The 25,260-nt window shown below is 46.6% G+C and carries 24 protein-coding genes; 7 read left to right on the top strand and 17 right to left on the bottom strand.

All coding sequences use genetic code 11. From position 1 onward, the window contains the following. Nucleotides 1–72 precede the first annotated feature (72 nt). The 6 genes from cysG to H5647_RS15700 all read right to left on the bottom strand — a co-directional run bounded on the left by cysG (nt 73) and on the right by H5647_RS15700 (nt 7,702). Nucleotides 73–1,473: a siroheme synthase CysG gene (cysG, locus tag H5647_RS15675; RefSeq protein ID WP_045859865.1), complete on the bottom strand. Its 1,401-nt coding sequence runs from the start codon at nt 1,471–1,473 to the stop codon at nt 73–75. A gap of 107 nt (nt 1,474–1,580) precedes the next feature. After that, entirely contained in the window at nt 1,581–2,861 is a 1,281-nt protein-coding gene (gene serS / locus H5647_RS15680; protein WP_045859867.1) for a serine--tRNA ligase, read from the bottom strand. 11 nt (nt 2,862–2,872) lie between these two features. Then, nucleotides 2,873–3,244, bottom strand: coding sequence for a fluoride efflux transporter CrcB (gene crcB, locus H5647_RS15685; protein WP_236074925.1), 372 nt, complete (start codon nt 3,242–3,244; stop codon nt 2,873–2,875). A gap of 56 nt (nt 3,245–3,300) precedes the next feature. Then, nucleotides 3,301–4,653 (bottom strand): replication-associated recombination protein A, encoded by a 1,353-nt coding sequence (locus H5647_RS15690; RefSeq protein ID WP_045859872.1) that lies wholly within the window; start codon nt 4,651–4,653, stop codon nt 3,301–3,303. A gap of 80 nt (nt 4,654–4,733) precedes the next feature. Next, nucleotides 4,734–5,399: an outer membrane lipoprotein chaperone LolA gene (gene lolA, locus H5647_RS15695; RefSeq protein ID WP_052692110.1), complete on the bottom strand. Its 666-nt coding sequence runs from the start codon at nt 5,397–5,399 to the stop codon at nt 4,734–4,736. A gap of 32 nt (nt 5,400–5,431) precedes the next feature. Further along, the gene (locus tag H5647_RS15700; RefSeq protein WP_082087192.1) at nt 5,432–7,702 is read right to left on the bottom strand and encodes a DNA translocase FtsK; all 2,271 of its coding nucleotides are present in this window, start codon (nt 7,700–7,702) and stop codon (nt 5,432–5,434) included. Between the two features lie 333 nt (nt 7,703–8,035). On the opposite strand from H5647_RS15700, the gene trxB reads away from it, so the two are divergent. The 4 genes from trxB (at nt 8,036) to infA (ending at nt 11,060) form a co-directional block, all read left to right on the top strand. Further along, the gene (gene trxB, locus H5647_RS15705; RefSeq protein WP_045859876.1) at nt 8,036–8,983 is read left to right on the top strand and encodes a thioredoxin-disulfide reductase; all 948 of its coding nucleotides are present in this window, start codon (nt 8,036–8,038) and stop codon (nt 8,981–8,983) included. A gap of 40 nt (nt 8,984–9,023) precedes the next feature. Next, entirely contained in the window at nt 9,024–9,842 is an 819-nt protein-coding gene (gene aat / locus H5647_RS15710) for a leucyl/phenylalanyl-tRNA--protein transferase (protein ID WP_082087084.1), read from the top strand. Between the two features lie 10 nt (nt 9,843–9,852). Then, the gene (locus H5647_RS15715; protein WP_045859878.1) at nt 9,853–10,611 is read left to right on the top strand and encodes an arginyltransferase; all 759 of its coding nucleotides are present in this window, start codon (nt 9,853–9,855) and stop codon (nt 10,609–10,611) included. Between the two features lie 230 nt (nt 10,612–10,841). Then, nucleotides 10,842–11,060: a translation initiation factor IF-1 gene (infA, locus tag H5647_RS15720; RefSeq protein WP_045859879.1), complete on the top strand. Its 219-nt coding sequence runs from the start codon at nt 10,842–10,844 to the stop codon at nt 11,058–11,060. An 86-nt stretch (nt 11,061–11,146) separates the two neighbouring features. Here the strand turns inward: infA and clpA are convergent, their stop codons facing one another. Beyond that, complete coding sequence (gene clpA / locus H5647_RS15725) at nt 11,147–13,447, bottom strand: ATP-dependent Clp protease ATP-binding subunit ClpA (protein ID WP_045859882.1); 2,301 nt, start codon at nt 13,445–13,447, stop codon at nt 11,147–11,149. 83 nt (nt 13,448–13,530) lie between these two features. Continuing rightward, nucleotides 13,531–13,908, bottom strand: coding sequence for an ATP-dependent Clp protease adapter ClpS (gene clpS / locus H5647_RS15730; RefSeq protein WP_045859884.1), 378 nt, complete (start codon nt 13,906–13,908; stop codon nt 13,531–13,533). A 209-nt stretch (nt 13,909–14,117) separates the two neighbouring features. Between clpS and cspD the strand changes: the two genes are divergently transcribed. Then, complete coding sequence (cspD, locus tag H5647_RS15735; protein WP_045859885.1) at nt 14,118–14,387, top strand: cold shock domain-containing protein CspD; 270 nt, start codon at nt 14,118–14,120, stop codon at nt 14,385–14,387. Between the two features lie 93 nt (nt 14,388–14,480). On the opposite strand, the gene H5647_RS15740 is transcribed toward cspD, so the two are convergent. Beyond that, nucleotides 14,481–16,706, bottom strand: coding sequence for an NADP-dependent isocitrate dehydrogenase (locus H5647_RS15740; protein ID WP_045859886.1), 2,226 nt, complete (start codon nt 16,704–16,706; stop codon nt 14,481–14,483). A 178-nt stretch (nt 16,707–16,884) separates the two neighbouring features. On the opposite strand from H5647_RS15740, the gene H5647_RS15745 reads away from it, so the two are divergent. Both H5647_RS15745 and H5647_RS15750 read left to right on the top strand, forming a co-directional pair. Continuing rightward, nucleotides 16,885–17,526 carry a pseudouridine synthase gene (locus H5647_RS15745; protein ID WP_045859888.1) on the top strand — a complete coding sequence of 214 codons (642 nt, stop codon included), beginning with the start codon at nt 16,885–16,887 and terminating at the stop codon, nt 17,524–17,526. A 3-nt stretch (nt 17,527–17,529) separates the two neighbouring features. Next, nucleotides 17,530–17,973 (top strand): NUDIX hydrolase, encoded by a 444-nt coding sequence (locus H5647_RS15750; RefSeq protein WP_045859890.1) that lies wholly within the window; start codon nt 17,530–17,532, stop codon nt 17,971–17,973. 22 nt (nt 17,974–17,995) lie between these two features. On the opposite strand, the gene sthA is transcribed toward H5647_RS15750, so the two are convergent. The 8 genes from sthA to H5647_RS15790 form a co-directional block, all read right to left on the bottom strand. Continuing rightward, complete coding sequence (gene sthA, locus H5647_RS15755) at nt 17,996–19,393, bottom strand: Si-specific NAD(P)(+) transhydrogenase (RefSeq protein ID WP_045859892.1); 1,398 nt, start codon at nt 19,391–19,393, stop codon at nt 17,996–17,998. A 45-nt stretch (nt 19,394–19,438) separates the two neighbouring features. Continuing rightward, on the bottom strand, nt 19,439–19,699 hold the full coding sequence (gene nqrM, locus H5647_RS15760) for a (Na+)-NQR maturation NqrM (protein WP_045859893.1): 261 nt from the start codon (nt 19,697–19,699) through the stop codon (nt 19,439–19,441). Then, complete coding sequence (locus H5647_RS15765; RefSeq protein ID WP_236074927.1) at nt 19,696–20,619, bottom strand: FAD:protein FMN transferase; 924 nt, start codon at nt 20,617–20,619, stop codon at nt 19,696–19,698. Before H5647_RS15765 ends, nqrM begins: the two co-directional genes overlap by 4 nt. A gap of 154 nt (nt 20,620–20,773) precedes the next feature. Next, entirely contained in the window at nt 20,774–21,997 is a 1,224-nt protein-coding gene (gene nqrF / locus H5647_RS15770; protein ID WP_045859895.1) for an NADH:ubiquinone reductase (Na(+)-transporting) subunit F, read from the bottom strand. A 21-nt stretch (nt 21,998–22,018) separates the two neighbouring features. Continuing rightward, the gene (gene nqrE / locus H5647_RS15775; RefSeq protein ID WP_045859897.1) at nt 22,019–22,627 is read right to left on the bottom strand and encodes an NADH:ubiquinone reductase (Na(+)-transporting) subunit E; all 609 of its coding nucleotides are present in this window, start codon (nt 22,625–22,627) and stop codon (nt 22,019–22,021) included. Next, nucleotides 22,627–23,283 carry an NADH:ubiquinone reductase (Na(+)-transporting) subunit D gene (locus H5647_RS15780; RefSeq protein ID WP_045859899.1) on the bottom strand — a complete coding sequence of 219 codons (657 nt, stop codon included), beginning with the start codon at nt 23,281–23,283 and terminating at the stop codon, nt 22,627–22,629. Before H5647_RS15780 ends, nqrE begins: the two co-directional genes overlap by 1 nt. A 3-nt stretch (nt 23,284–23,286) precedes the next feature. After that, a complete protein-coding gene (locus tag H5647_RS15785) occupies nt 23,287–24,060 on the bottom strand; it encodes a Na(+)-translocating NADH-quinone reductase subunit C (protein ID WP_045859901.1) in 774 nt (257 codons plus the stop codon). Continuing rightward, a complete protein-coding gene (locus tag H5647_RS15790) occupies nt 24,053–25,258 on the bottom strand; it encodes an NADH:ubiquinone reductase (Na(+)-transporting) subunit B (protein ID WP_045859903.1) in 1,206 nt (401 codons plus the stop codon). Before H5647_RS15790 ends, H5647_RS15785 begins: the two co-directional genes overlap by 8 nt. Nucleotides 25,259–25,260 lie beyond the last annotated feature (2 nt).

Here is a 25,260-nt window from a genome sequence, read left to right on the forward strand (position 1 = left end):
TTTTTCGGCAATTATCAGGTTTTCTTTAGCGGCTAACGTCGCTAGCGCAATGTTGTTGTGCGCACGTTAATTTTACGGTGTAGCTATTTCATCGGTCTGTTTAAACCACGCTAATTTCGAATGAAGCTTAACCACATCACCAATTATAATTAAAGTAGGGGCATGAACCGTGCGGCCTTTAATTAGCCCGGGTAATTTTTCTAAAGTGGAGGCATGAACGACCTGAGTTGGTAGTGTGCCCCGCTCCACCAAGGCTGCACCTGTATCGGCATCTTTGCCGTATTCGATAAGCTTGGCGCAAATTTCCTCTAACCCTACCAGCCCCATATAGAAAACTAGGGTTTGTCGTGCATCCACGAATTCTTGCCAATTTAGGTTTGCCTGACCGTCTTTTAAATGGCCCGTTATAAAACGAACAGACTGTGAATAATCTCGATGTGTAAGCGGAATACCTGCGTAGGCAGCACAACCCGATGCCGCTGTTATGCCAGGCACAACTTGAAACGGGATGTTGTGCTCGGCCAACAAATCGATTTCTTCACCCCCACGACCAAAGATAAACGGGTCGCCGCCTTTTAATCGCAGTACTCGTTTGCCCTGCTGTGCGTAGGACAATAACGTTTGATTGATGGCCTCTTGCGGCATGGCATGTTCACTGCGTTTTTTGCCCACGTAGATGCGGTCCGCGTCGCGGCGAACCATTTCCAATATGGGTTCGGATACGAGTCGATCGTACAGAACGACTTCGGCTTGCTGCATTAAACGCAGCGCCTTAAACGTGAGTAGATCGGGGTCTCCGGGGCCAGCTCCAACAAGATAAACTTCCCCTCCTGTTTCGCAATCCTCCGCGGCTAGGCGTTGCACCATCGCACACTCCGCTTGCGCTTCGTTACCAGCCAATACTTGCTCGGCTATTTCGCCATTTAGAACACTCTCCCAAAAACGGCGACGAAGCTCTCCATCCGCAAAGGTTTGTTTCACTTTGTCGCGGAAACGGCTGGCTAGCTGGGCTAATTTGCCATACCGCCCAGGTATGGTGGCTTCTAGATGTGAGCGTATGCGACGCGCTAAAACAGGCGCTTCACCCCCACTCGAAATGCCAATAATAAGGGGGTTTCTATCCACAATAGCGGGGGTTATCACGCTGCATAACTGTGGGCAATCGACAACGTTCACGGGTAGGTTTAGTGCATGACAATCACTGGATACCTGCTGATTAAGCCGGTCATTATCGGTAGCGGATATCACCAGTACTGTGTTGTTCAAATACCCCTTTTCGTAACACTGCACATAACACTCACCACCACTTTGACTGACAAGTGTTTGTAGTTCGGGCTGTATATACGGAGCTACTACATAAATAGCCGCATTGGCTTTTGCCAATAACCGTGCTTTACGGGTAGCAATGGTGCCACCACCAACGATTAGGCAACGCTTGCCCCTTAAATCAAAAAATAGTGGAAGATAATCCATTGGGTTTACCTCAAACAGGGCGGGTTGTTCGATTATCGAAAATAGATACGCCCAATGCGATTACACATTGGGCGCTACAAAGACACACTATGTGACAGGGCTAACGCTTACGTATTTTGAATATGCGTTTGACCATTCATATAGGGACGTAACACTTCTGGTACTTCAACAGAGCCGTCGGCTTGCTGGTAGTTTTCAAGTATAGCGACCAGTGTGCGGCCTATAGCCAAACCCGAGCCGTTCAACGTATGAAGCAGTTCAGGTTTTCCTGTTTCGGCGTTGCGAAAACGCGCTTTCATACGGCGCGCTTGAAACTCACCGAAACTGCTACATGAGGAAATTTCGCGGTAGGTGTCTTGTGAGGGGAGCCACACTTCTAGGTCGTAGGTTTTAGAGGAAGAGAAACCTACATCGCCACCACATAACATAACTTTACGGTAAGGCAGCCCCAGCGCTTGTAAAATAGCTTCTGCATGCCCAGTTAACTCTTCCAATGCTTGATTAGAATCTTCTGGCTTTACAAATTGTACCAATTCTACTTTTTCGAATTGATGCTGACGTATCATTCCCCGCGTATCGCGACCATAACTGCCCGCTTCGGAGCGGAAGCACGGCGTGTGGCAGGCGTATTTAAGTGGCAATTTTTGTTCATCAATTATTTCGTTACGCATAACGTTGGTAACGGGGACTTCAGCCGTTGGAATTAAGTAGAAGTCTCGATCGTCTCGTAATTTGAACAAATCTTCTTCAAACTTGGGTAACTGACCTGTTCCGAAGAGTGAATCTTTGTTGACAATAAAGGGAACATAAATTTCGTCGTAACCGTGTTCGCCGGTATGCGTATTCAACATGTACTGAATAAGCGCACGGTGCATTCGCGCAATAGTGCCGGTCATAATAGCAAAGCGAGAACCGGTAATTTTGCCCGCGGTTTCAAAATCCAAACCGCCGAGATCACCGCCTACATCTACATGGTCTTTCACGTCGAAATCAAAGGTACGCGGTGTTCCCCACCGACTAATTTCTACGTTATCCTCTTCACTCTTTCCATGTGGAACATCCTCTGCGAGTATATTGGGAATACCGAATAGAATATCGTCCATTTCAGTTTGTACCTGCCCCAACTTTTGCTCTGCGGTGGTTAACGCGCCCTTTAAGTTTTCCACTTCTTTTAAGAGGGGTGCAATATCTTCTCCGGCGGCCTTCGCTTTACCAATACCTTTGGATTTAGTATTGCGCTCTTGTTGAAGCGCTTCGCATTCAACTTGAACAACTTTACGAGTCTCTTCTAACGATTGTATTTTTTCGACATCTAACGTGTAGTGGCGTTTTTTTAAGCCTTCAGCAATTTCAGCAAGTTGCGAGCGAATAAGTTTCGGATCTAACATGATTTTTCCAGTTACAGTATTTTATCGGTGATTGTTATTCCCAAGAAAACGGCGGTTACACTAAGTAACACACTGAGCCCCAAATAAAGGATGGCCGTTTGCCAATGCCCTGCCTGAAACAGGTGCAGGGTTTCAATTGAGAATGTCGAAAACGTTGTAAACGCGCCAAGAAAACCTATCATGATGGTGTGGCGCCATTCTTGTGGTATCAAGCCTTTTTCAACTATGACCACATAAAAAATGCCCATCATTAACGAACCTATGATGTTGACGGTTAGCGTCGCAATCGGAAACTTATAGTGGTGCGGCGCAAACATTACGGATACACCGTAACGCCCCATTGCGCCCATTGCGCCACCTATTGCCACTGATAACCAAAGCATAATAATCTCGAAATATAAATTATTGATTAACCGTCAACTATAAAAGCACTGCGATGCTATTTAGTAGTCGTTTTACTCGCCGTTTTAGCGTGTTTATTTAGACTGCGTAGCCGTTGTAATTTTTCGCCAATTTGAATTTCTAAACCACGATTTACCGGTGTATAAAATTGATGTGCGTCCATTTCGTCTGGGAAATAGTGTTCGCCAGCAGCAAAGGCTTCGGGCTCATCATGGGCGTACCGATATTCGCTACCATAGTCCAGTGTTTTCATGAGTGTGGTTGGCGCGTTACGCAAATGCATCGGTACATCATAGCTCGGTAGGCTTTGTACCACTGCGCGTGCCGCTTTGTACGCATTATACACGGCGTTACTCTTTGCGGCAGAAGCCAAATACACAACCGATTGAGCAATGGCTAACTCTCCTTCAGGGCTACCCAGCCGCTCTTGTACATCCCACGCACTTAACGCTATTTGCAGGCCTCTTGGGTCTGCGTTGCCGATGTCTTCACTGGCCATTCTAACGACTCGGCGGGCAATATACAGCGGGTCACAGCCTCCGTCGAGCATTCGTACAAGCCAATAGAGGGCGGCGTCTGGGTCTGAACCGCGCACGGACTTATGTAGTGCTGATATTTGTTCATAAAATAGGTCGCCGCCTTTGTCAAACCGACGAACATCCCCTGTTAGCACTTGCTCAACGACTTGCAGCGGTACAGCCTTGCCCTCTTCCGTTAAGTCACTTGCAATTTCAAGTAAATTCAATACTTTTCGAGCATCGCCATCGGCAGCGGCTATGAGTAACGGCTGAACCCCTTCGGCGAGTGATAGCTTTTTGCGACCTAAGCCAACATCAATCGTTAACGCCCGCTGTACTAATTCACTTAGCTGCTCTTCGGTGAAACTTTGCAGTACATATACACGGCATCGTGACAATAAGGCGTTGTTAACTTCAAAGGAGGGGTTTTCTGTGGTGGCGCCCACAAAAATGAGAGTGCCGTCTTCTACGTAGGGTAAAAATGCATCTTGCTGGGATTTATTAAAGCGATGTACTTCATCGACAAATAATATTGTTTGCCGCTGGTAAGCTTGCCGCTGCTGTTGTGCTTCGATAACCGCAGCTCGAATATCTTTTACGCCTGCGAGTACGGCGGATATTGAGAGAAAATGCGCATTAATTTCATTGGCTAATAATTTTGCCAGTGAGGTTTTGCCGACTCCGGGCGGGCCCCACAAAATCATCGAGTGTATTTGCCCCTGCTCAAGCGCTAAACGGAGCGGTTTGCCCTCGCCCAGTAAATGTTCCTGCCCAAGATAGTCGACAAGTTTGCGCGGCCGCATGCGCGCGGCTAGCGGTTGGTGCGCAGAAAGGTCGGTTGGAGATTCGCTGAATAGATCTGTACTGGTCATAGCCGTTTCAACACAGGGTTACCGCTTCTTTGTTCGCTAATAAAGGCTAGAGGCCAGCAGGCTTCTAGCACGATAAGAGGTTATTCGTTGGTTATAATATCCACACCTTCTGGTGCGACAAAATCGAAAATGCTACTCGGCAGTTCGGTATTAAGCTGTTGATCTGAAAAGGTAACAGCCGTAACTTGCCCAAGCTTATCGACAAGTGACATAGACGCCAGCTGTTCATTTTCGTGTTTGCTATCGTACGTAAATTCAAACACAAGCTGTGTGAAGGTGCTCGCATTCAGGTCTAGCGTTTCAAGCGTATAGCGTGCTTTTTGTTCAATTTGCGTTACCGTCACCGCGAATGTCTCGCCCAAGCTGGAAAAATCGCCGCTTAATATTTGTGCTGGGCTGTTATCGAGACTCCGACGATCGGATACCGTTGCTTGCTCTAAGTCTGGATCATAAACCCAAAGAGAATGCTGGTTTGCCACTACCAGTTGCTCGTATGGTAGTGATACATGCCAGTAAAATAAGCCCGGATTTTTCACTTTTAACACGCCGGATGAGGGCTGAATTTCGCCTCCAGAGGGGTCCGTCAAGCTTTGCTCAAATGAGGCGGTAAAGGTTTGAATTGATTTTAACTTTGCGCTTAACTCATTCGCCGCTATAGCTTCTACCTTGTTGTCTTGCGCATACAACTTCATCGATAAAAGGGCCAAAAAGGTACACAAGTACAAGGCTGAACGTTTTAACATCATAAATAATTTAATCCCATTAAATAAACAAGGTGTTATCGCTTAGGTGGCGGTGGTGCGAGAACTTCACGCATACCGTTAGAACCCATTTCAGTGATTACGCCAGCCAGCTCCATATCTTCGATAAGTCGTGCGGCACGATTGTAACCAACACGTAATTTTCGCTGCACCGATGAGATGCTTGCCTTGCGAGATTCCGTTACAAATTCTAACGCTTGATCGTACAGAGGGTCTGATTCTGGCTTGTCCCCACCTTCCCCTTCCGTTGCAAACCCTGGAACAGGAATACTGGCCACGTCTTCACTTAATATATCATCTAGGTATTCGGGTGAACCTCGCTTCTTCCAGTCGGCCACTACTTTGTGGACTTCATGGTCATCCACAAATGCACCGTGTACCCGCACCGTTACGCCAGTACCTGGGGGAAGGTAGAGCATATCGCCATGACCCAATAGCTGCTCGGCTCCGCCTTGATCCAATATGGTTCTAGAATCGATTTTTGACGAAACTTGGAATGCCATGCGGGTGGGAACGTTCGCTTTAATCAACCCCGTTATCACATCCACGGAGGGCCTTTGGGTTGCTAAAATCATATGTATGCCCGCAGCACGGGCTTTTTGTGCAATTCTCGCAATCAGTTGTTCTACTTTTTTGCCGACGATCATCATCATATCGGCAAACTCATCAATGACGACGACAATACAAGGCATGGTTGTCAAGTTGGGGGCCGTCGCATTCTCAAGCACTATGACGCCTTCATCTTCCGCCGACCAAAATGGGTCGGGTATGGGTGTGCCCGCTTTATTCGCATCCCGAATTTTCTTATTGTAACCGGCTAGGTTTCTCACCCCCATGGCCGCCATTAGTTTATAACGGCGTTCCATTTCGCCGACACACCACCGCAAACCGGTGGCGGCATCTTTCATGTCGGTAATGACGGGCGTTAACAAATGAGGGATGCCATCATAGACGGATAGCTCTAGCATTTTGGGGTCGACGAGTATCAAGCGAACGTCTTCAGGTGGCGATTTGTAAAGCATACTCACCAACATGGAGTTTACGCCTACCGATTTACCCGAACCGGTGGTGCCCGCCACCAGTAGGTGGGGCATCTTGGCAAGATCGGCAATAATAGCTTCCCCTGAAATATCGTGCCCTAGCGCAAGTGTTAACGGCGATTTAGATTTTTCGTACGCAGCCGAGCTGATAACTTCACTTAAGCGAACCATTTCTCTGTATTCATTAGGGATTTCAATACCGACTACAGACTTGCCTTGAATAACTTCAACCACTCGCACACTAATAACCGCAAGCGACCGCGCAAGATCTTTCGCTAGGTTGGTAATTTTACTCACCTTCACCCCTGCGGCCGGCTGAATCTCAAAACGAGTCACTACGGGGCCAGGTAATACAGCGACAACTTCTGCCACTACATTAAAATCCTTTAACTTTAATTCAAGCAATCGCGACATCGCTTCTAGGGATTCTTCTGAATAACCTTTATCACTTTTAGCGTTTGCTGGGTCGAGCAAACTAACCGGCGGCAATTCTCCTACTGGAGGGGAGTCGTCAAACTTTAGGGTTTGCTGTTTTTCTTTTTGTGCTCTTACACTCACTTCTGGCGGGGATTTCTTAGGCGGCGTAATTTTTGGGGGCTTACGTTTCTTTTCTTGCGCGATATGAATTTTTGCCGCGTCCCTTCGTGCTTTAACGGCAAGCTTGGCTTGTTTACGCTCTTGCGCACCATTGCGCCAGTGCACAATACGGCCTTTTGCCCAACCAATTGCCTTAAATACCGACTGACCTACCGTATCCATTACCGCAAACCATGATATTTCGATAAATATTGTTAACCCGAACAATAAAATGGCAAGGAGCAACATGCTCCCTCCCATATACCCAAACGTATTATTGATCGCCATTGCGGTAGTGAGGCCTAAATAGCCTCCGGCAGAAAACGGTAACAGCTCGCTTTGCGTTCCGTATTGCATAACGGCGATGCCTGTCGCCGCAACCATAACTAGAATAAAGCCAATCAGTCGCAACAAAAATATGATGCCGTCGAAGTTGGCTCGACAGCGGTCGCGTAACTGAACGATCACTTGATAAGCCAGCAACATTGGGAATAAATACGCAATATTGCCAAAAAGGGAGAAAAATACATCCGCTAACCAAGCCCCAGTAGGGCCTCCAGCATTCTGTATCGCGTTGCCATCACCGGTTGTCGACCAGCCGGGGTCATTCGCTGAATAGCTGATTAACGCCAACGCTATAAACGCACATGTGAGCATTAGGCCTATAAGCATGCCTTCGCGCAGTATGCGTGCCACGGTGGTTGTTTTTTCGGCAACCTCATCCCCTTTTTTCACTTCTGCTTTGCTCAAAACTGGACTCTTATTGCGTTATAATTTAAAAGACTGCGGTATTGTACCCGCTTTATTAATCCCAATATATTGACCATCAATAATTGTATTGGTTTTCGCTATGGCAAATATAGAACGCCAAACCTAGCAGCCTTACGCCGGATACTCTAAGATTCGGCCCCAATAAGCAGTGGCCGTGTTAACTGAGCACGCTACGGACCAAGGGAATCAGCCCCCTCTCTACTTACACCCTACTTGATAAAGGAACAGCGAACTATGAGCGACGCGAAGCATTTCCCCTTGATTATTCTTGGCTCCGGCCCTGCGGGATACACCGCCGCCATTTATGCTGCACGCGCCAACTTGAAGCCGGTGGTTATCACTGGCATGCAGCAAGGTGGCCAGCTAACGACAACAACAGAAGTCGAAAACTGGCCCGGCGGTGTTCATGACCTACAGGGGCCGGATTTAATGGTTCAAATGCAACAGCATGCCGAACGCTTTGATACCGAGATCATTTTCGACCATATTCATGAATGTGACCTTAACAGTTCCCCTAAAAAGTTAGTGGGTAACGAAACTTACACCTGTGACGCTCTAATCATCTCCACGGGCGCATCAGCTCAATATTTAGGTCTTCCTTCAGAAGAAGCCTTTCAAGGAAAAGGCGTTAGCGCCTGTGCTACCTGTGACGGGTTCTTCTACCGCGACCAGAAAGTTGCGGTTATTGGCGGTGGCAACACGGCTGTTGAGGAAGCGCTTTATCTATCCAATATTGCAAGCGAAGTTATTCTTGTGCACCGTCGCGACTCTTTACGTTCAGAAAAGATACTGCAAGATCGCCTGCTCGAAAAAGCGAAGAACGGAAACGTTACTCTTATGTGGAACAACACTCTAGACGAGGTATTGGGTGATGACAGCGGTGTAAACGGCATGCGTTTAAAATCAACCGCTGATGGCAGCACCCAAGACATTGACGTGAGCGGTGTGTTTATTGCCATTGGACATAAACCTAACACGGATATTTTTGCTGGCCAACTCGACATGCATAATGGCTATATCAAAATTAAAAGTGGGCTGGAAGGTGAAGCAACCTCCACAAGCGTTCCCGGTGTATTCGCGGCGGGTGATGTTGCCGACCACATCTATAGGCAAGCAGTGACATCTGCTGGTGCTGGCTGTATGGCGGCGTTGGATGCAGAGAAGTATTTAGACAACCTATAATCTGTTAAGCACCTGCCGCCGCTAATGAGGGGAACCTGCAATGAGCCAACTACACTGGCTTGATACACATGAAATCTGGTTCCCCCCTACTGCTAGCGCATTAAAAGACCCCGACGGCCTCTTGGCCGTGGGGGGCGATTTAACTCCCCCACGCCTTATTCAAGCTTATTCTCGCGGCATTTTTCCTTGGTACAGTGAAGGTCAACCGCTACTGTGGTGGACACCAGACCCTCGCATGGTGCTGCTACCGGAAAACATTCACTTTGGCCGGTCTTTAAAAAAGCTACTGCGTAAACAGATGTTTCGGATCACTATCGATCAGGCCTTTGAAACCGTTATGCGCCAGTGCGGTACAATTGATCGCAAAGAACAAGATGGCTCGTGGATCACCGAGGAGATGATTGAGGCGTATGTAGAGCTCAACAAGATGGGGGTAGCGCATTCTGTTGAGGCTTGGCTAGGCGACGACCTTGTCGGCGGTTTGTACGGCGTAGCCCTTGGAAGCGCCTATTTCGGCGAATCTATGTACAGCCTTGTAAGCGGCGCGTCAAAAGCAGCTTTTTCAACGCTCGCTCAACAGCTAAAGCGCTGGCAGTTCGAACTGATTGACTGCCAAATAGAAAGCCCTTACTTGGCTTCTTTTGGCGCAACAGAAGTCTCTAGAGATCAGTTTGAAGAAACGCTCGCGCGGGCAATTGAGAAGCCACCCTTTGCTCCCAAAGGCATGAATTCAGCACTGAGGCGCATAAACGGTTCCCGTTCACCCTTTATTCTAGAGTGGCAGCAAGCCTGGGAAATGCCGGAAACGGGCTTTAACGGCATCGACGCCACCATTGATGGCGATACTATTTCAGGATGATCAGATTCCCATGAGCGAGCAGAACGATTTATCAACGTTAAAACTTTACGCTACGCGACCTCACCCGTGCAGCTACCTTCCCGGCGAAGATGCTACCACCGTGTTTATCGACCCTACGGCTTCGCTGGACGCAGCGCTCTATAGCGAACTATCTCGGTACGGTTTTCGTCGAAGTGGTGCAAACGTATACCGACCTCATTGCGAAAACTGTCAGGCTTGCGTGCCTATCCGCCTTATGGTCAATAATTTTAAACCTAATCGATCACAGAAAAGATGTTTGAAAAACAATCGTGATTTAACGATAACAGTTGTTCATACCATCGACACACCAGAACATTACGCTTTGTACGAAAAGTACATCAATAAGCGCCACTGTGATGGCGATATGTTTCCAGCTAGTCACGCGCAATATACAGATTTCTTAACCGCCGAGTGGGGCGTTACCGAATACCTTGAAATGCGCGACGCCAACAATAAACTAATTGCGCTAGCGGTGACCGATACGCTCGATCATGGATTATCAGCTGTCTACACCTTTTTTGACCCAGATGAAGCTCACCGCAGCTTAGGCAATTTTGCGGTACTTCATCAAATTCAATACGCGCAAAACAATAATCTCACATTTATTTATCTTGGTTATTGGATACGCAAATGTCAGAAAATGAATTACAAAATAAATTACCGGCCTTATCAGGTGTTAATTGATCAACACTGGGTAACCGTAACGGATTATCCACCCGAAATTGAGGCCAAAGGCCAGTTGTTATAATATAACAACGACTGCATAATGTACGTATTGGCTGTTTTCCCCTCGCCCCACCTTTCCAATAACGTCAAACAGGCCAGCTGGCTCCGTCCTGTTTTTCTGCCATAACCCCACTTTATTTCAGGTAACAATAAAATCCCGCTCTTTCTAGTCAATTAACTTGGATTTCACACTCATTTAGGGCAAAATGCCGCCTCTCTAAATCAACCTGAAATGACTGAGGTTTGTGCCGAATGGCAAAAGAAGACCATTTTGAACTGGAAGGCGAAGTTATCGATACTCTGCCGAATACCACCTTCCGCGTGAAACTGGAAAATGGGCACGTTGTAACGGCTCACATTTCTGGAAAGATGCGTAAAAATTACATCAGAATTCTGACTGGCGATAAAGTTAAGGTGGAAATGACACCTTACGACTTAAGTAAAGGCCGAATCACTTACCGCGCCCGTTAGTCTTTATTTGCTGTCAATAAAAAAGGCCTGCTTTATATGCAGGCCTTTTTTATTGTGTGTTGATTCCAACAGAAAGTGATTGCCGACTAAACGCAGGCCTCTGGAGAATCTTCCTTGGGTTTTTCGACCACAGGGATAACCCTTAGCACATCATCTTTCACATCGATGGTGACAACACCGCCCTTCTCCGCTAGCACACCAAACAACACCAGCTCTGCCAAAGGCTTTTTAACCTTTTCTTGAATAATACGCGACATTGGCCGAGCACCCATTTTTTCATCGTAACCATTCACTGCCAACCACTCTCGCGCTTCGGTGCTAATTTCCAGCGTGATTTTCTTGTCGTCGAGCTGGCCTTGTAGCTCCATCAGGAACTTATCAACAACGGTTTTAATAACATCCAACGACAGGCCACCAAACTGTACAATGCCGTCTAAACGGTTACGGAACTCTGGCGTGAACGTTTTCTTGATAGCCTCCATTCCATCGGTTGTGTGATCTTGCTTAGTGAAACCTATGGAGGAGCGCTCCATTGTCTCAGCCCCGGCATTAGTGGTCATAATAAGGACAACATTTCGAAAATCGGCAGTGCGACCGTTATTATCCGTTAAAGCGCCATGATCCATTACCTGAAGCAACAAGTTAAAAACATCGGGGTGCGCTTTCTCTATCTCATCCAACAACACCACGCTGTGAGGCTGCTTTGTTACCGCTTCAGTGAGTAGACCACCCTGGTCATAACCTACGTAGCCTGGAGGGGCGCCTATCAAGCGTGAAACCGTATGCCGCTCCATATACTCGGACATATCGAACCGCACGAGCTCAACGCCCATTGCCGTCGCAAGCTGCTTACAAAGCTCTGTTTTACCAACGCCAGTTGGGCCAGCAAACAAGAAAGAACCAATCGGTTTTTCATGGTTAGTTAAACCCGCACGCGACAATTTAATCGCAGAACCTATTGAGCCTATAGCCTCGTCTTGACCGAATACCGTCATTCGCAAGTTATCTTCTAATTTTGCTAGCAACTCTTTATCATTTGACGATACCGTTTTTGCCGGTACGCGGGCAATTTTTGCAATAATATTTTCAATATCCCGCACACCAATCACTTTTTTACGCTTTGATTCGGGCAGCAGCTGTTGGTAGGCTCCTGCCTCATCAATAACATCAATGGCCTTATCGGGCATAAAACGATCACCAATATACTTGCTTGCCAGCTCAGAAGCCGATTTTAGCGCGGTATCGGTGTACTTAAGATTATGGTGCTTTTCAAAACGAGATTTTAAACCTCGAAGAATTTTATACGTGTCTTCTACCGATGGCTCGTTCACATCAATCTTCTGGAATCGTCGCGAAAGAGCGCGATCCTTATCGAAGATGCCTCGGTATTCTTGATACGTTGTGGAACCAATGCAACGTAAATCACCGCTCGTTAACAAGGGTTTCAGAAGGTTTGATGCATCCATAACGCCGCCAGACGCTGCACCGGCACCAATGATGGTATGGATTTCATCGATAAACAATATTGCATGCTCTCGCTTCTTCAGCTCTGCGAGTAGGCCTTTAAAACGCTTTTCGAAATCTCCGCGATATTTAGTCCCGGCTAATAAGGAGCCTAAATCGAGAGAATAAACCGTACTACCTGCCAAGACCTCCGGTACCTCATCATCAATAATTTTTTTCGCCAAACCTTCAGCAATAGCCGTTTTACCGACGCCACTCTCCCCCACCAATAGAGGATTGTTTTTACGACGCCTAGCAAGAATTTGTACCACGCGCTCCACTTCTGAATCTCGCCCCACTAGAGGGTCTATACGCCCCTGCATAGCCTGTTCATTCAGATTAGTGGAATAGGCTTCCAGTGGGTTCTGCTGGCCGCCCTCACCTGCGGCGGCAACCTCTTCTTCTGGCGGCTCTTGGTTTGTATCACCATGAGCACCACTAGAACCTGAAACTTTCGAAATACCATGTGTAATAAAATTAACGACGTCTATGCGTGCAACGCTTTGCTGCTTCAAATAATAAACAGCTTGGCTTTCCTGCTCACTAAAAATGGCAACTAATACATTTGCACCAGTGACTTCGTTCTTACCTGATGACTGAACATGAAAGACCGCGCGCTGTAACACCCGCTGAAAACCAAGCGTTGGCTGCGTTTCCCGCTCTTCATCTTCTTCTGGAATAAGAGGCGTTGTAGAATCAACGAACTCTAAGAGGTCCCGCCGCAAAACGCTCAAATCAGCACCGCAGGCTCGTAAGACGCTAGCGGCAGACTCATTGTCCAGCAAGGCCAGCAAAAGGTGTTCGACGGTCATAAACTCATGACGTTTCGATCTAGCACCTTTAAACGCTGTATTTAATGTAGATTCTAGCTCTTTACTCAGCATTGTTTATCACACCTGAATTGGGTTCCACTGCACCACGATACCACGCCCTATGGCAACATGCGGAAACTACTTAAATTCCAATCTCATTCAGAATCACCATCATCACACGCTTCGATCTCACAAAGCAGCGGATGTTCATTTTGCCGTGCATATTGATTGACTTGTGCGGCTTTGGTTTCTGCAACATCACGTGAATAGACGCCACATAAACCTTTACCTTGGGTATGTACAGTTAACATTACGTGAGTCGCCTGCTCCCGGTTCATACCAAAAAAACTTTCCAACACCTCAACAACAAATTCCATCGGCGTATAATCATCGTTCATTAAAACGACCTTATACAGTGGTGGTTTTTTAAGCTTCGGCTTCTCAGCCTCGACAGCTAAACCGCCATCATCTATGACCGAATCGGAGTCGTCATCTTTATTTAAGGTTAGACGAAGAAATTCAAGATTACCCATGTATTACACCAACGACACAAAACGTTATAGAAGAAGATTCTAACTGAACCAAATGTACGCAAACAGCGGAGATTGAGCAAAAACTTGACAATGAAGTCGTTGTTGGTTACAAAGTATCCAATCCGTCAAGGAGACGGTTGCTGTAATAACAATAAATACCCAGAAGACACTATATGGGTGCAAAGCAACAATACTAAAGGGACCGAGCTATGCCTACCGGAACCGTCAAATGGTTTAACAACGCTAAAGGCTTCGGGTTTATTTTACCCGAAGGTGGAGGCGAAGATCTGTTTGCACATTATTCATCCATTGACATGGACGGATACCGCACACTTAAAGCGGGTCAGCCTGTCACCTTTGAAGTAGAGCAAGGTGACAAAGGTTTACACGCCAAACAAATCAAATTATCGGCAGGAGCCTCTACCTCCGTCACTGAGCCTGCACCACCACCAAAAGAAACTATGGTGGAGGAGTCTTAGCGCGAATACTGGTTAAATCCTAAGAAAAGGCCTTTATCTTTAGGTGATAAAGGCCTTTTTTGTGCTGCACTCTTGCGTACTACGTACGACGAATTACACGCCGTCAATAATCGAGTTTAGAGTGGTACTTGGACGCATGGCAACCCCTAGTGATGCTGGGCTTGGTTTGTAATAACCGTTTGTCTCAACAGCTACGCCTTGCACAGCGTTCAGCTCTTCAATAATAACCGCTTCTTTTTCAACCATTTCTTTTGCTACATCACTGAACCGTGTACTCATATCAGCATCAGTATTTTGCGCAGCGAGCGCCTCAGCCCAATACATGGCGAGATAGAAGTGACTGCCGCGATTATCGAGCTCTCCTACACGTCGTGAAGGCGACTTATTGTTATCCAAAAAGCGCGCGGTTGCTTGATCAAGGGTATCAGCCAACACCTGCGCCTTAGGATTCCCGTGCACAAGACTAAAGTGTTCAAATGACGCAGCTAGCGCTAAAAATTCACCCAGGCTATCCCAACGCAAATGATTCTCTTGCTCAAACTGCTGAACATGCTTTGGCGCGGAGCCTCCCGCACCGGTCTCAAACAAGCCGCCGCCATTCATCAACGGTACAACTGACAACATTTTTGCGCTAGTTCCCAACTCGAGTATGGGGAACAAATCCGTGAGGTAGTCGCGTAACACGTTACCAGTAACCGATATGGTGTCCTGGCCATCTTTGATGCGCGCCAATGACATCTTAGTCGCCTCTAAGGGGGGCAGAATCTGGATATCGAGCCCCGCTGTGTCATGTTCAGCCAAATACCTTTTAACCTTAGCGATTAATTGAGCATCGTGCGCTCGACTTTCATCCAACCAAAAAATCGCAGGCGTATTGCTCGCGCGCGCGCGGGTGACCGCTAGCTTGACCCAATCTTGAATAGGCGCGTCTTTCACCTGACACATACGGAAGATATCACCCTCACCAACGGTATGTTCCATTAGAACAGAGCCAGCAGCATCGATCACTTGAACCGTACCCGCTGAGGACATTTCAAACGTTTTATCGTGAGAACCGTATTCTTCTGCTTTTTGCGCCATTAAACCAACGTTAGGCACACTTCCCATTGTGGTGGGATCGAAAGCCCCATGCTCCTTACAGAAATCGATGGTGGCCTGATAAATACTGGCATAACAACGATCGGGCACAACGGCTTTAGTATCTTTTTGCTCGCCATCAGGGCCCCACATTTGCCCAGAGGCACGTATCATTGCGGGCATTGACGCATCAATAATGATATCGCTAGGGACATGTAAATTAGTAATACCTTTATCTGAGTTTACCATCGCCATTGCTGGGCGATCGGCATATACAGCTTGGATGGCAGCTTCGATTTCAGCTTTTTGCTCAGCCGGCAACGTTTGTATTTTTGCGTAAACATCGCCTATACCATTGTTGGCATCAACACCTAGCTCATCAAATAACTCACCGTATTGGGCAAATACATCTTTGTAGAAGACTTTAACCGCATGGCCAAAAATAATAGGGTCGGACACTTTCATCATGGTGGCTTTCATGTGTAATGAAAACAGCACATCTTGGGCTTTAGCATTATCGATTTCAGCGGCTAAGAATTCACACAGCGCCGCTTTGCTCATCACTGACGAGTCAATAACTTCGCCCGCTAACAACGGTAGATTGGATTTTAACGCGACAACATTATTCCCTTCGAGTAACTGAATACTCACAGTAGTAGGTTTGCTGACCGTTACGGATTGCTCGCTACCGTAAAAATCGCCCGCGCCCATGGAGGCCACGTGCGATGCGGAATTGCTCGCCCAAGCGCCCATTGAGTGTGGGTTTTTCTGTGCGTACTGCTTAACTGAAGCAGGCGCACGACGATCGGAGTTGCCCTCTCGCAATACAGGGTTAACAGCACTGCCTTTGATTTTATCGTAACGCGCTTTAATGTCTTTTTCTTCGTCAGTACTCGGAGCTTCAGGGTAATCCGGAAGCTTATAGCCTTTGCTTTGAAGCTCTTTAATAACAGCGCCCAACTGCGGTACGGAAGCGCTGATATTGGGCAATTTAATAATATTCGCTTCTGGTTTTTTCGCCAATTCGCCCAATACGGCTAATGCATCTTCTTGACGCTGATCTTCTGAAAGGTATTCGGAAAAGTTGGCGATAACCCTACCTGACAAAGAAATATCTTTAGTTTCCACCGCAATATCGGACGCCTTTGCGAAAGCTTGAATAATTGGCAACAAAGAATAAGTTGCAAGTGCTGGAGCTTCGTCCGTTTCGGTGTAAATGATGGTAGGTTTATCTGTCGACATTCTCTATACCCTTAGTGAGAAGATAAAAAGGAGGCACCCGACGCGAGTGTGCCAGTGGCTCCAATAAAGAAGGAAATCGGTGGGGATACACCGTAAAATGGTCGCAAATTATAGCAGCGTTTACCCGATGACGTAAGCGCCGTTCGCACGCTCTTCAGCACCAAAAAGATGCATCTATATGCCTACAATCATTCTTCTTAACAAACCTTTCAATTGCTTAAGTCAATTTAGTCGCAGCGAAGAAAAAACAACATTAGCGAATATCTTCACCGGTAAGAAATCGATTGCCTCGGATTTTTATCCTGCCGGCCGGCTCGATCATGATTCTGAAGGGCTGCTTTTGCTGACCAATAGCGGAGATCTTCAGCACCGTATTACCAGCCCCGATAAAAAACTGCCGAAAACCTACTGGGTACAAGTAGAGGGGGAACCCAACCAAGCAGCCATTGACGCCTTAATAACGGGCGTTACGCTAAAGGACGGAAAAACCAAACCCGCCAAAGTACGCACTATTATTGAGCCATTACTCTGGGCGCGTACTCCTCCTATCCGACAACGCAAAGAGATTCCTACTCATTGGCTAGAAATCATTATTACAGAAGGTAGAAACAGGCAGGTACGGCGAATGACGGCCGCCGTAAACCTTCCAACGTTACGGCTAATACGCGCGGCTATAGGGCCTTGGACGCTTGGCGAATTGCAACCGGGTGAATGCCGGATGGAAGAGGTTCATCTGCCAAAACAACCAGTAACAGCGAAAAAAACACGTAACCACGTAAACTCACGCAATACACCAGCAAGAAATACTCGAAAAAGGTAGCCTATGAAATGGTATCCACATGTCACAGTGGCCACGATCGTTGAGCGAGACAATTTATTTTTGATGGTAGAGGAAAATAAAAATGGTGCGCTTTTACTTAATCAGCCCGCTGGACACCTCGAGCAAAACGAAACGCTTTTTACAGCGGCTATTCGAGAAACAAAAGAAGAAACCCAATGGGAAATTAAGCTTGAGGCCTTTCTAGGGAATTCATTGTTCACATCGCCAGTGAACAACATTACTTACATGCGAACAAGTTTTATTGCTAGCGCCCTCAGGCAGGATCAATCACAACCCTTAGACCCCGATATTGAAAGCGCTCTATGGTTAAGCATAGAGCAGATTCGAGCCAACAAACATCGCTTACGAAGCCCAATGGTGCTCTCCGACATTGAGCGCTATCTAACGGGAGAACGCTACCCATTAACAATGCTAGAGCACTTTTAAGCGCCCCGGCGTACTTATAAGGTTAATCGCGATTAACTCGATTCAACCCATTCAAGGCCGCGACACGATAGGCCTCAGCCATAGTTGGATAGTTAAACGTACTGTTGGCAAAATAATCGATAGTGTTAGCTTCGCCAGGCTGATCCATAATCGCCTGACCAATATGGACGATCTCCGAGGCTTCTGCGCCGAAACAATGAATACCCAATATTTGATGGGTATCGATATGAAAAAGAATTTTTAACATTCCTTCATCTTCACCGCTAATCTGACCTCGCGCGGTATCTTTAAAAAAGGCGCGCCCGACTTCGTAGGGAACTTTAGCCGCCGTTAATTCTATTTCAGTTTTACCAACAGAGCTAATTTCTGGAATGGTATAGATTCCGGTAGGGGCATTTTCAACAAAGCGGACATTGCGCCCTAGAATGGCATCCACTACTGATCGGCCTTGGTCGTAGGAGGCACTGGCTAAACTTGGCCATCCAATGACATCGCCCGCGGCGTACACATGAGGGACCGCCGTGCGATAATTTTTATCAACACTAACCTGGCCACGGTGATTGGCCTCTAAACCGAGCGCGGTCAAATCCAAAGAATCGGTATTACCCGTGCGACCATTACACCACAGCAATGCATCAGCCCGTATCCGCTTACCTGATTTCAAGTTTAACGTCACGCCCTTACCCGAACAATCAATCGAGGCGTGCTCTTCGTTATGTCGCACCATCACACCGTTATTTCTAAGGTGGTAACTTAAAGCATCCGAAATTTCATCATCCAGAAATTCGAGTAATTTTTCTCTTGCGTTAATAAGATCAACTTTAAGGCCCAAACCCGAAAAGATTGAAGCGTATTCACAACCAATCACGCCAGCGCCCACAATAATTAATGTGCGAGGCGTATAGGCCATTGATAACACGCTATCGCTGTCGTAAATGCGAGAGTGATTAAAATCAATATCATTCGGTTGATATGGACGAGACCCCGTAGCTATCAAAAAATTCTTCGCAACAATAGAATCGCACGCACCATGTACATCCATAACTTGTACTTCATGCTCACCCACGAATTTAGCCATGCCACTGTGAACCTGAATGCGGTTCCGGCTAAAAAATTCAGTGTGTAACTCTACCTGTTTGGGAATAACTTCTAAAGCCGCAGACAAAATACGCGGATAGGTTAACGGCTGATTGTCGGCGATATGACGAAATAAGGGATGCGCTTTATATCGAATGGCCTGCTTTACAGCATTTCTCAACGCCTTCGAGGGAATAGTACCTTTATGAGTACAGTTACCACCGAGAAATGTTTGGCCTTCTACAACACCAACTTTTAAATTATTTTTTGCACCGGCCATTGCCGCTGATTCACCCGCGGGCCCGGCCCCTATCACTAAAAGATCGTATTGATAATCTGCCATTCGATGTACATCCCCTAACCATTTCTAAAATTCATGTGGCTCGTTTTATTGATTTTTTGTTGCATCATAAGCGAGCGCTTTTTTCTGGGTAGGCGTCTCTTTGCCTTCCGACTTGGCAACACGCTCTTGCTCGTCGTCACATTTCTGCGTATCGCCGCCACATATCTCGCAATTACTGGTCGTAATTCCAATCGCACCTAACCCACCACAAGAACCCTTAATAGGTTTATTGCTAAAAATGACCCCTACAGCCATGCCCACAACGACCAAAACCAAAATAAGAAACGCTAACAAATATACAATCATAATGTCACTCGATACTGATTAAATGCGGGAGAGGCTTTCGAAACAAACCCCTCTTTTGTTCGAATAATAAAATAAGCGGCAATATTATTGTCTACCGCCAAAGCGTACCCCTTATCAGGGCCTAAAACATTCATTGCTGTAGCAATAGCATCCGCTTTGGCCGCCGAACTTGCTACAACAGTTACAGACGCCAATGTGTGAGTAATAGGGTAACCGGTTTTAGGGTCAATGGTATGAGAAAACCTTTCGCCTTCAAACTCAAAATAATTACGGTAATCACCCGAAGTTGCAATTCCCCCGTGGCTAACCGAAATAGCTTGCATAACCCCTGTTTGCACGAGCGATGGCTGCTCAATGCCTAGACGCCACTGAATGCCCCTAGCATTATTACCCGCTACAGCAATTTCACCACCGACCTCAATCATATAATCGACAATAGCATGGGCTTTAAACAGCGCAGCAATGGCGTCGGCCCCGTAACCCTTGGCTACCGCCGAAAGATCAATGGCAACGCTAGCCGTTTTGGTAACCTGCAAATTTGATTGTTCGAGCCTAACAAATTGTTGGCCTACACGTTGATTCGCCGCAGCAATCAAGCTGGCACTCGGCTTTTTTTCGTCGCGCTCTTCTGGCCCGAAGCCCCACAAATTGACTAACGGCCCTACAGTAATATCGAAAGCACCACCTGAGAGCACATGAATATCACGACTTAACTGCAGCAAGTGAAACAGCGGTTGCGACACAACCGTCGGCTGATGAACGGGCGCTTTGTTTAGCAACGATAACTCTGAATCTGCTATATAAGTAGACATTGCCTGATTAACATTCTCCAGCAACTTATCCACTTCCATTTGCAAAGCACTTTGCGCAACAATCACCTCAGGGTTGAGCACCGCCGTAATATGATAGGTAGTACCCATCGTATGCCCCTCTAGGGCATATTCGCGCAACGGAGTTTCTGGTGAACAGGCATTAAGCATAAAAAAACAAAGCGAGACCAGAAGAACCGGGCTCGCTTTGCGTATGCTTTTTGATAAAAAGCAGTCTATAAAAAACATTATGTTGTGTGCTTCCTTAACCACCAAAGTCATCAAGCATAATATTTTCGTCTTCAACCCCAAGGTCTTGAAGCATTTTAACCACAGCCGCGTTCATCATGGGTGGACCACACATGTAGAACTCACAATCTTCTGGTGCTGGGTGGTTTTTTAAATAATTTTCTAGTAATACATTGTGAATAAAACCCGTTAAGCCATCCCAATTATCTTCTGGCTGCGGGTCAGATAACGCAACATGCCAGTCGAAATTGTTATTTTCTTCGGCTAATAGGTCATATTCGTCTTTATAAAATAATTCACGTAAAGAACGGGCGCCATACCAAAATGACATTTTACGATCAGTTTTAATTCGGCGTAGCTGATCAAAAATATGTGACCGCATTGGCGCCATACCCGCACCACCACCAATAAACACCATTTCAGCATTGGTCTCTTTCGCAAAAAACTCACCAAATGGGCCATAAACCGTTATTGTGTCGCCCGGCTTTAAATTAAAAACATAAGACGACATTTGACCGGCAGGAATACCTTGTGTACGTGGTGGCGGTGTTGCAATGCGAATATTAAATTTCACAATACCCACTTCATCGGGATAGTTCGCCATGGAATACGCACGAATCACAGGCTCTTCAACTTTTGACTCCATTTTAAAGAAACCAAAATTTTCCCAATCGCCGCGATACTCTTCTTCAATATCGAAGTCTGCATATTTCACATGGTGCGGCGGGCACTCAAGCTGCACATAACCACCCGCGCGGAAATCAACGTTTTCGCCTTCTGGCAATTTTAACGTTAACTCTTTAATAAAAGTGGCAACGTTTGGATTGGATTCAACAGTGCATTCCCACTGTTTTACACCAAATACTTCTTCGTCCACTTCGACTTTCATGTTTTCTTTAATGCCAACCTGACAACTTAATCGCCAGCCTTCTTTTTCTTCATGTCGCGTAAAGTGGGATTCTTCTGTCGGCAACATAGAGCCGCCGCCTTCCGTCACCTTACATTTACACTGTGCACAAGTACCGCCGCCGCCACAGGCAGACGCTAAGAAAAGGTTGTTCGCAGCCAGTGTTTGCAACAATTTGCCACCGGCAGGAACGGTAATGGTTTTTTCACCATTAATTTCGATACTGACGTCACCACTATTAACCAGTTTGGAGCGGGCACTGAGGATAATTCCCACCAGCGCCAATACCACAACGGTGAACATGATCACGCCAAGGATGATTTCAATATTCATACTCGTTTAATTCCTTGCTGATTACAGTGAGATGCCGCCGAAAGACATAAAGCCCAACGACATAAGGCCAACTACAACAAAGGTAATACCTAAGCCTTCTAGGCCCTTGGGTACATCGCTGTACTTCATTTTTTCACGTATACCGGCTAAGGCCGTAATGGCCAACGCCCAGCCCACACCGGAGCCAGCACCAAACACAACACTTTCTGTAAAGTTGTAATCGCGCTCAACCATAAATAAAGAACCACCAAGAATGGCGCAGTTCACGGTAATAAGCGGAAGGAAAACACCGAGTGCGTTGTAAAGAGCCGGTACGTACTTATCTAAAAACATTTCTAAGATCTGTACCAACGCGGCGATAACACCAATATAAGTAATCAAGCCTAAGAAGCTTAAGTCCACCTCTGGGTAGCCCGCCCACGCCAAAGCGCCGGGAGCTAACAGGTAGGTGTAAAGCAAATTGTTAACCGGTACGGTAATGGTTTGCACTACAACAACCGCAACACCTAAACCAAAAGAGGATTCCACTTTTTTGGATACCGCAAGAAACGTACACATTCCCAAAAAGAATGCGAGTGCCATATTTTCGATAAAAATCGAACGAACAAATAAGGAAATGAGTTCTTCCATTACACGGCCTCCTTCTTGGTATTGGGTGCAATTTTAAAGTCGGCATTTTCAACTTGAGCAGGCTTGTATGCACGAATCGCCCAAATGTATAAACCAATCAGGAAGAAAGCGCTGGGCGGTAATAACAACATTCCGTTTGGATCGTACCAACCACCGTTGTTCACGGTTTGCATGATTTCAAAGCCAAACAAAGTGCCGCCGCCAAAAAGCTCACGCACAACGGCCAAAGCGATAAGCATGGCGCTATACCCTAAGCCATTACCAAAACCGTCTAGGGCGCTCTGTAAAGGTGGATTTTTCATAGCGAAGGCTTCGGCACGGCCCATTACAATACAGTTAGTAATGATCAAACCAACAAATACTGAAAGCTGTTTACTTATATCGTAAGCAACGGCTTTGAGTACCTGATCAACCAAAATCACCAACGAAGCAATAACCGTCATCTGCACAATAATGCGGATACTGTTAGGTATATTGTTTCGGATTATCGATACAAAAAAGTTAGAAAAAGTTACAACCGTTGTGAGTGCAATACACATCACGATGGTGACCTTCATGCTGCTGGTTACCGCCAGCGCGGAACAAATACCCAAAATTTGTAAACCAATTGGGTTGTTGTCGAGTATGGGCTTAAATAAAAGCTCTTTAACTTTCATAAATCAGGCCTCTCCCGCTTTAAGCTTGTTGAGGAAGGGACCGTAGCCGTTTTCACCCAACCAGAATTTAATCATATTCTTTACACCAACACTGGTTAAGGTCGCACCGGATAAGCCGTCAACCTTGTGCTGTGCACCTGCAGAACCTGGGGCGACACTACCTTTAATCACATCAAAGGCCACCGTGCCATCAGCCGCATAAATTTCTTTACCCGTCCAAAGTGCTTTCCAGCGAGGGTTTTCAATTTCTGCACCTAGCCCTGGCGTTTCTTTATGGTCGTAAAAACCTAAGCCAACAACCGAGTTCATATCAGACTCTATTGCCAGAAAACCGTACATGGTTCCCCACAGGCCATATCCTGAAACAGGCAGGATAACCGTTTCGATACCCGCATCACCTTTAACTAAATAAACCTTGGCGAATTTTTCGCGACGAGATAGGCCGGCAATATCTAGTTCAGAACTTAGCGCATCCGAAAGGCTTGGATCTTTAACAGATTTGCGTTGATCAAAAGAGTCAGCATCAATTTCAGATGTAAATTGGCCACGGCTTAAATCAATAATGCGGGTTTCAATTTTTTCAAATTGCGCATCAACACTAACCCCCTCTTCCAGCAAGCCTGCTGCAGAGAGAATATTACGTTTAAAGTCGAGTTGTTTATTGGCCACCTGTAGCGGCTTGAGTACAACTGACGCCGTGGATACTACTACCGAGCATACGATACACAGCAGTAACGCGACCGTAAGGGTCTTCTTAATCGTATCGTTATTAGCCACGTGCTAACCTCCGCTTGATGTTGGATTGCACTACAAAGTGGTCGATAAGCGGAGCAAACAAGTTAGCGAATAGAATCGCCAACATCATGCCTTCTGGAAAGGCTGGGTTTACTACACGAATGGTAATGACCATAAAGCCGATCAAACCACCGAACCACCACTTACCTGCGTTCGTCATCGAAGCCGATACAGGATCGGTCGCCATAAAGAACAGACCAAAAGCATACCCCCCCAAGACCATATGCCACCAAAAAGGCATGGCAAACATTGGGTTTGAATTGGCATCACCAACAGCGTTGTAGATAAGCGTGGTAATAATGGTGCCAATAAGCACGCCCAAAACAATGCGTACCGAAGCAATACTGGTAGCCAGTAATGCACCGCCGCCAATAATTAAGGCCAGAGTTGAGGTTTCACCAATAGAACCTTGCATCTTGCCGAAGAAGGCGTCCATCCACGTCATTTGTAATTGCAGAACATCCATACCCTGCTGTGCCACAACGGATAAGGCTGTTGCACCGGTATAACCGTCAACCGCTGCCCAAACCGCATCACCCGACATAGACGCTGGGTAAGCAAAGAACAAAAAGGCTCGGCCGGTAAGCGCAGGGTTAAGAAAGTTTTTACCCGTACCACCAAACACCTCTTTACCTAGTACCACGCCAAAGCTAATACCTAACGCAGCCTGCCATAAAGGTAGGTCTGGCGGACAGATAAGCGCAAACAAGATAGAGGTAACAAAGAAGCCTTCGTTAATTTCGTGCCCGCGCTTCATCGCGAATAACACTTCCCAAAAGCCACCCACAACAAACACCGTGGCATAAATGGGTACGAAGAACGCAGCACCGTAAATAAAGTTATCCCAAATACTCGCAGGATCGTGGCCAGCCAATAAGCCAATTAGCGCACCGCGCCAACCTTCAATAGACGTCGCGCCCATATCAGCCAGAATGGTGTTGGCCTGCCAACCCAAGTTGTACATGCCATAAAACATGGCAGGAAAGACACACAACCAAACGGTAATCATGACACGCTTAAGGTCTACCCCGTCGCGTACATGGGCGGTTGACTTTGTAACGTCAGAAGGCTGGAAGAAAACGGTATCGGTCGCTTCGTAAAGTGCGTACCACTTTTCCAATTTACCGCCTTTGTGAAAATGCGGCTCTACACTATCTAAAATATTTCGTAACATTTTCATCA

This window comes from Teredinibacter purpureus (assembly GCF_014217335.1).
GTDB lineage: Bacteria > Pseudomonadota > Gammaproteobacteria > Pseudomonadales > Cellvibrionaceae > Teredinibacter > Teredinibacter purpureus.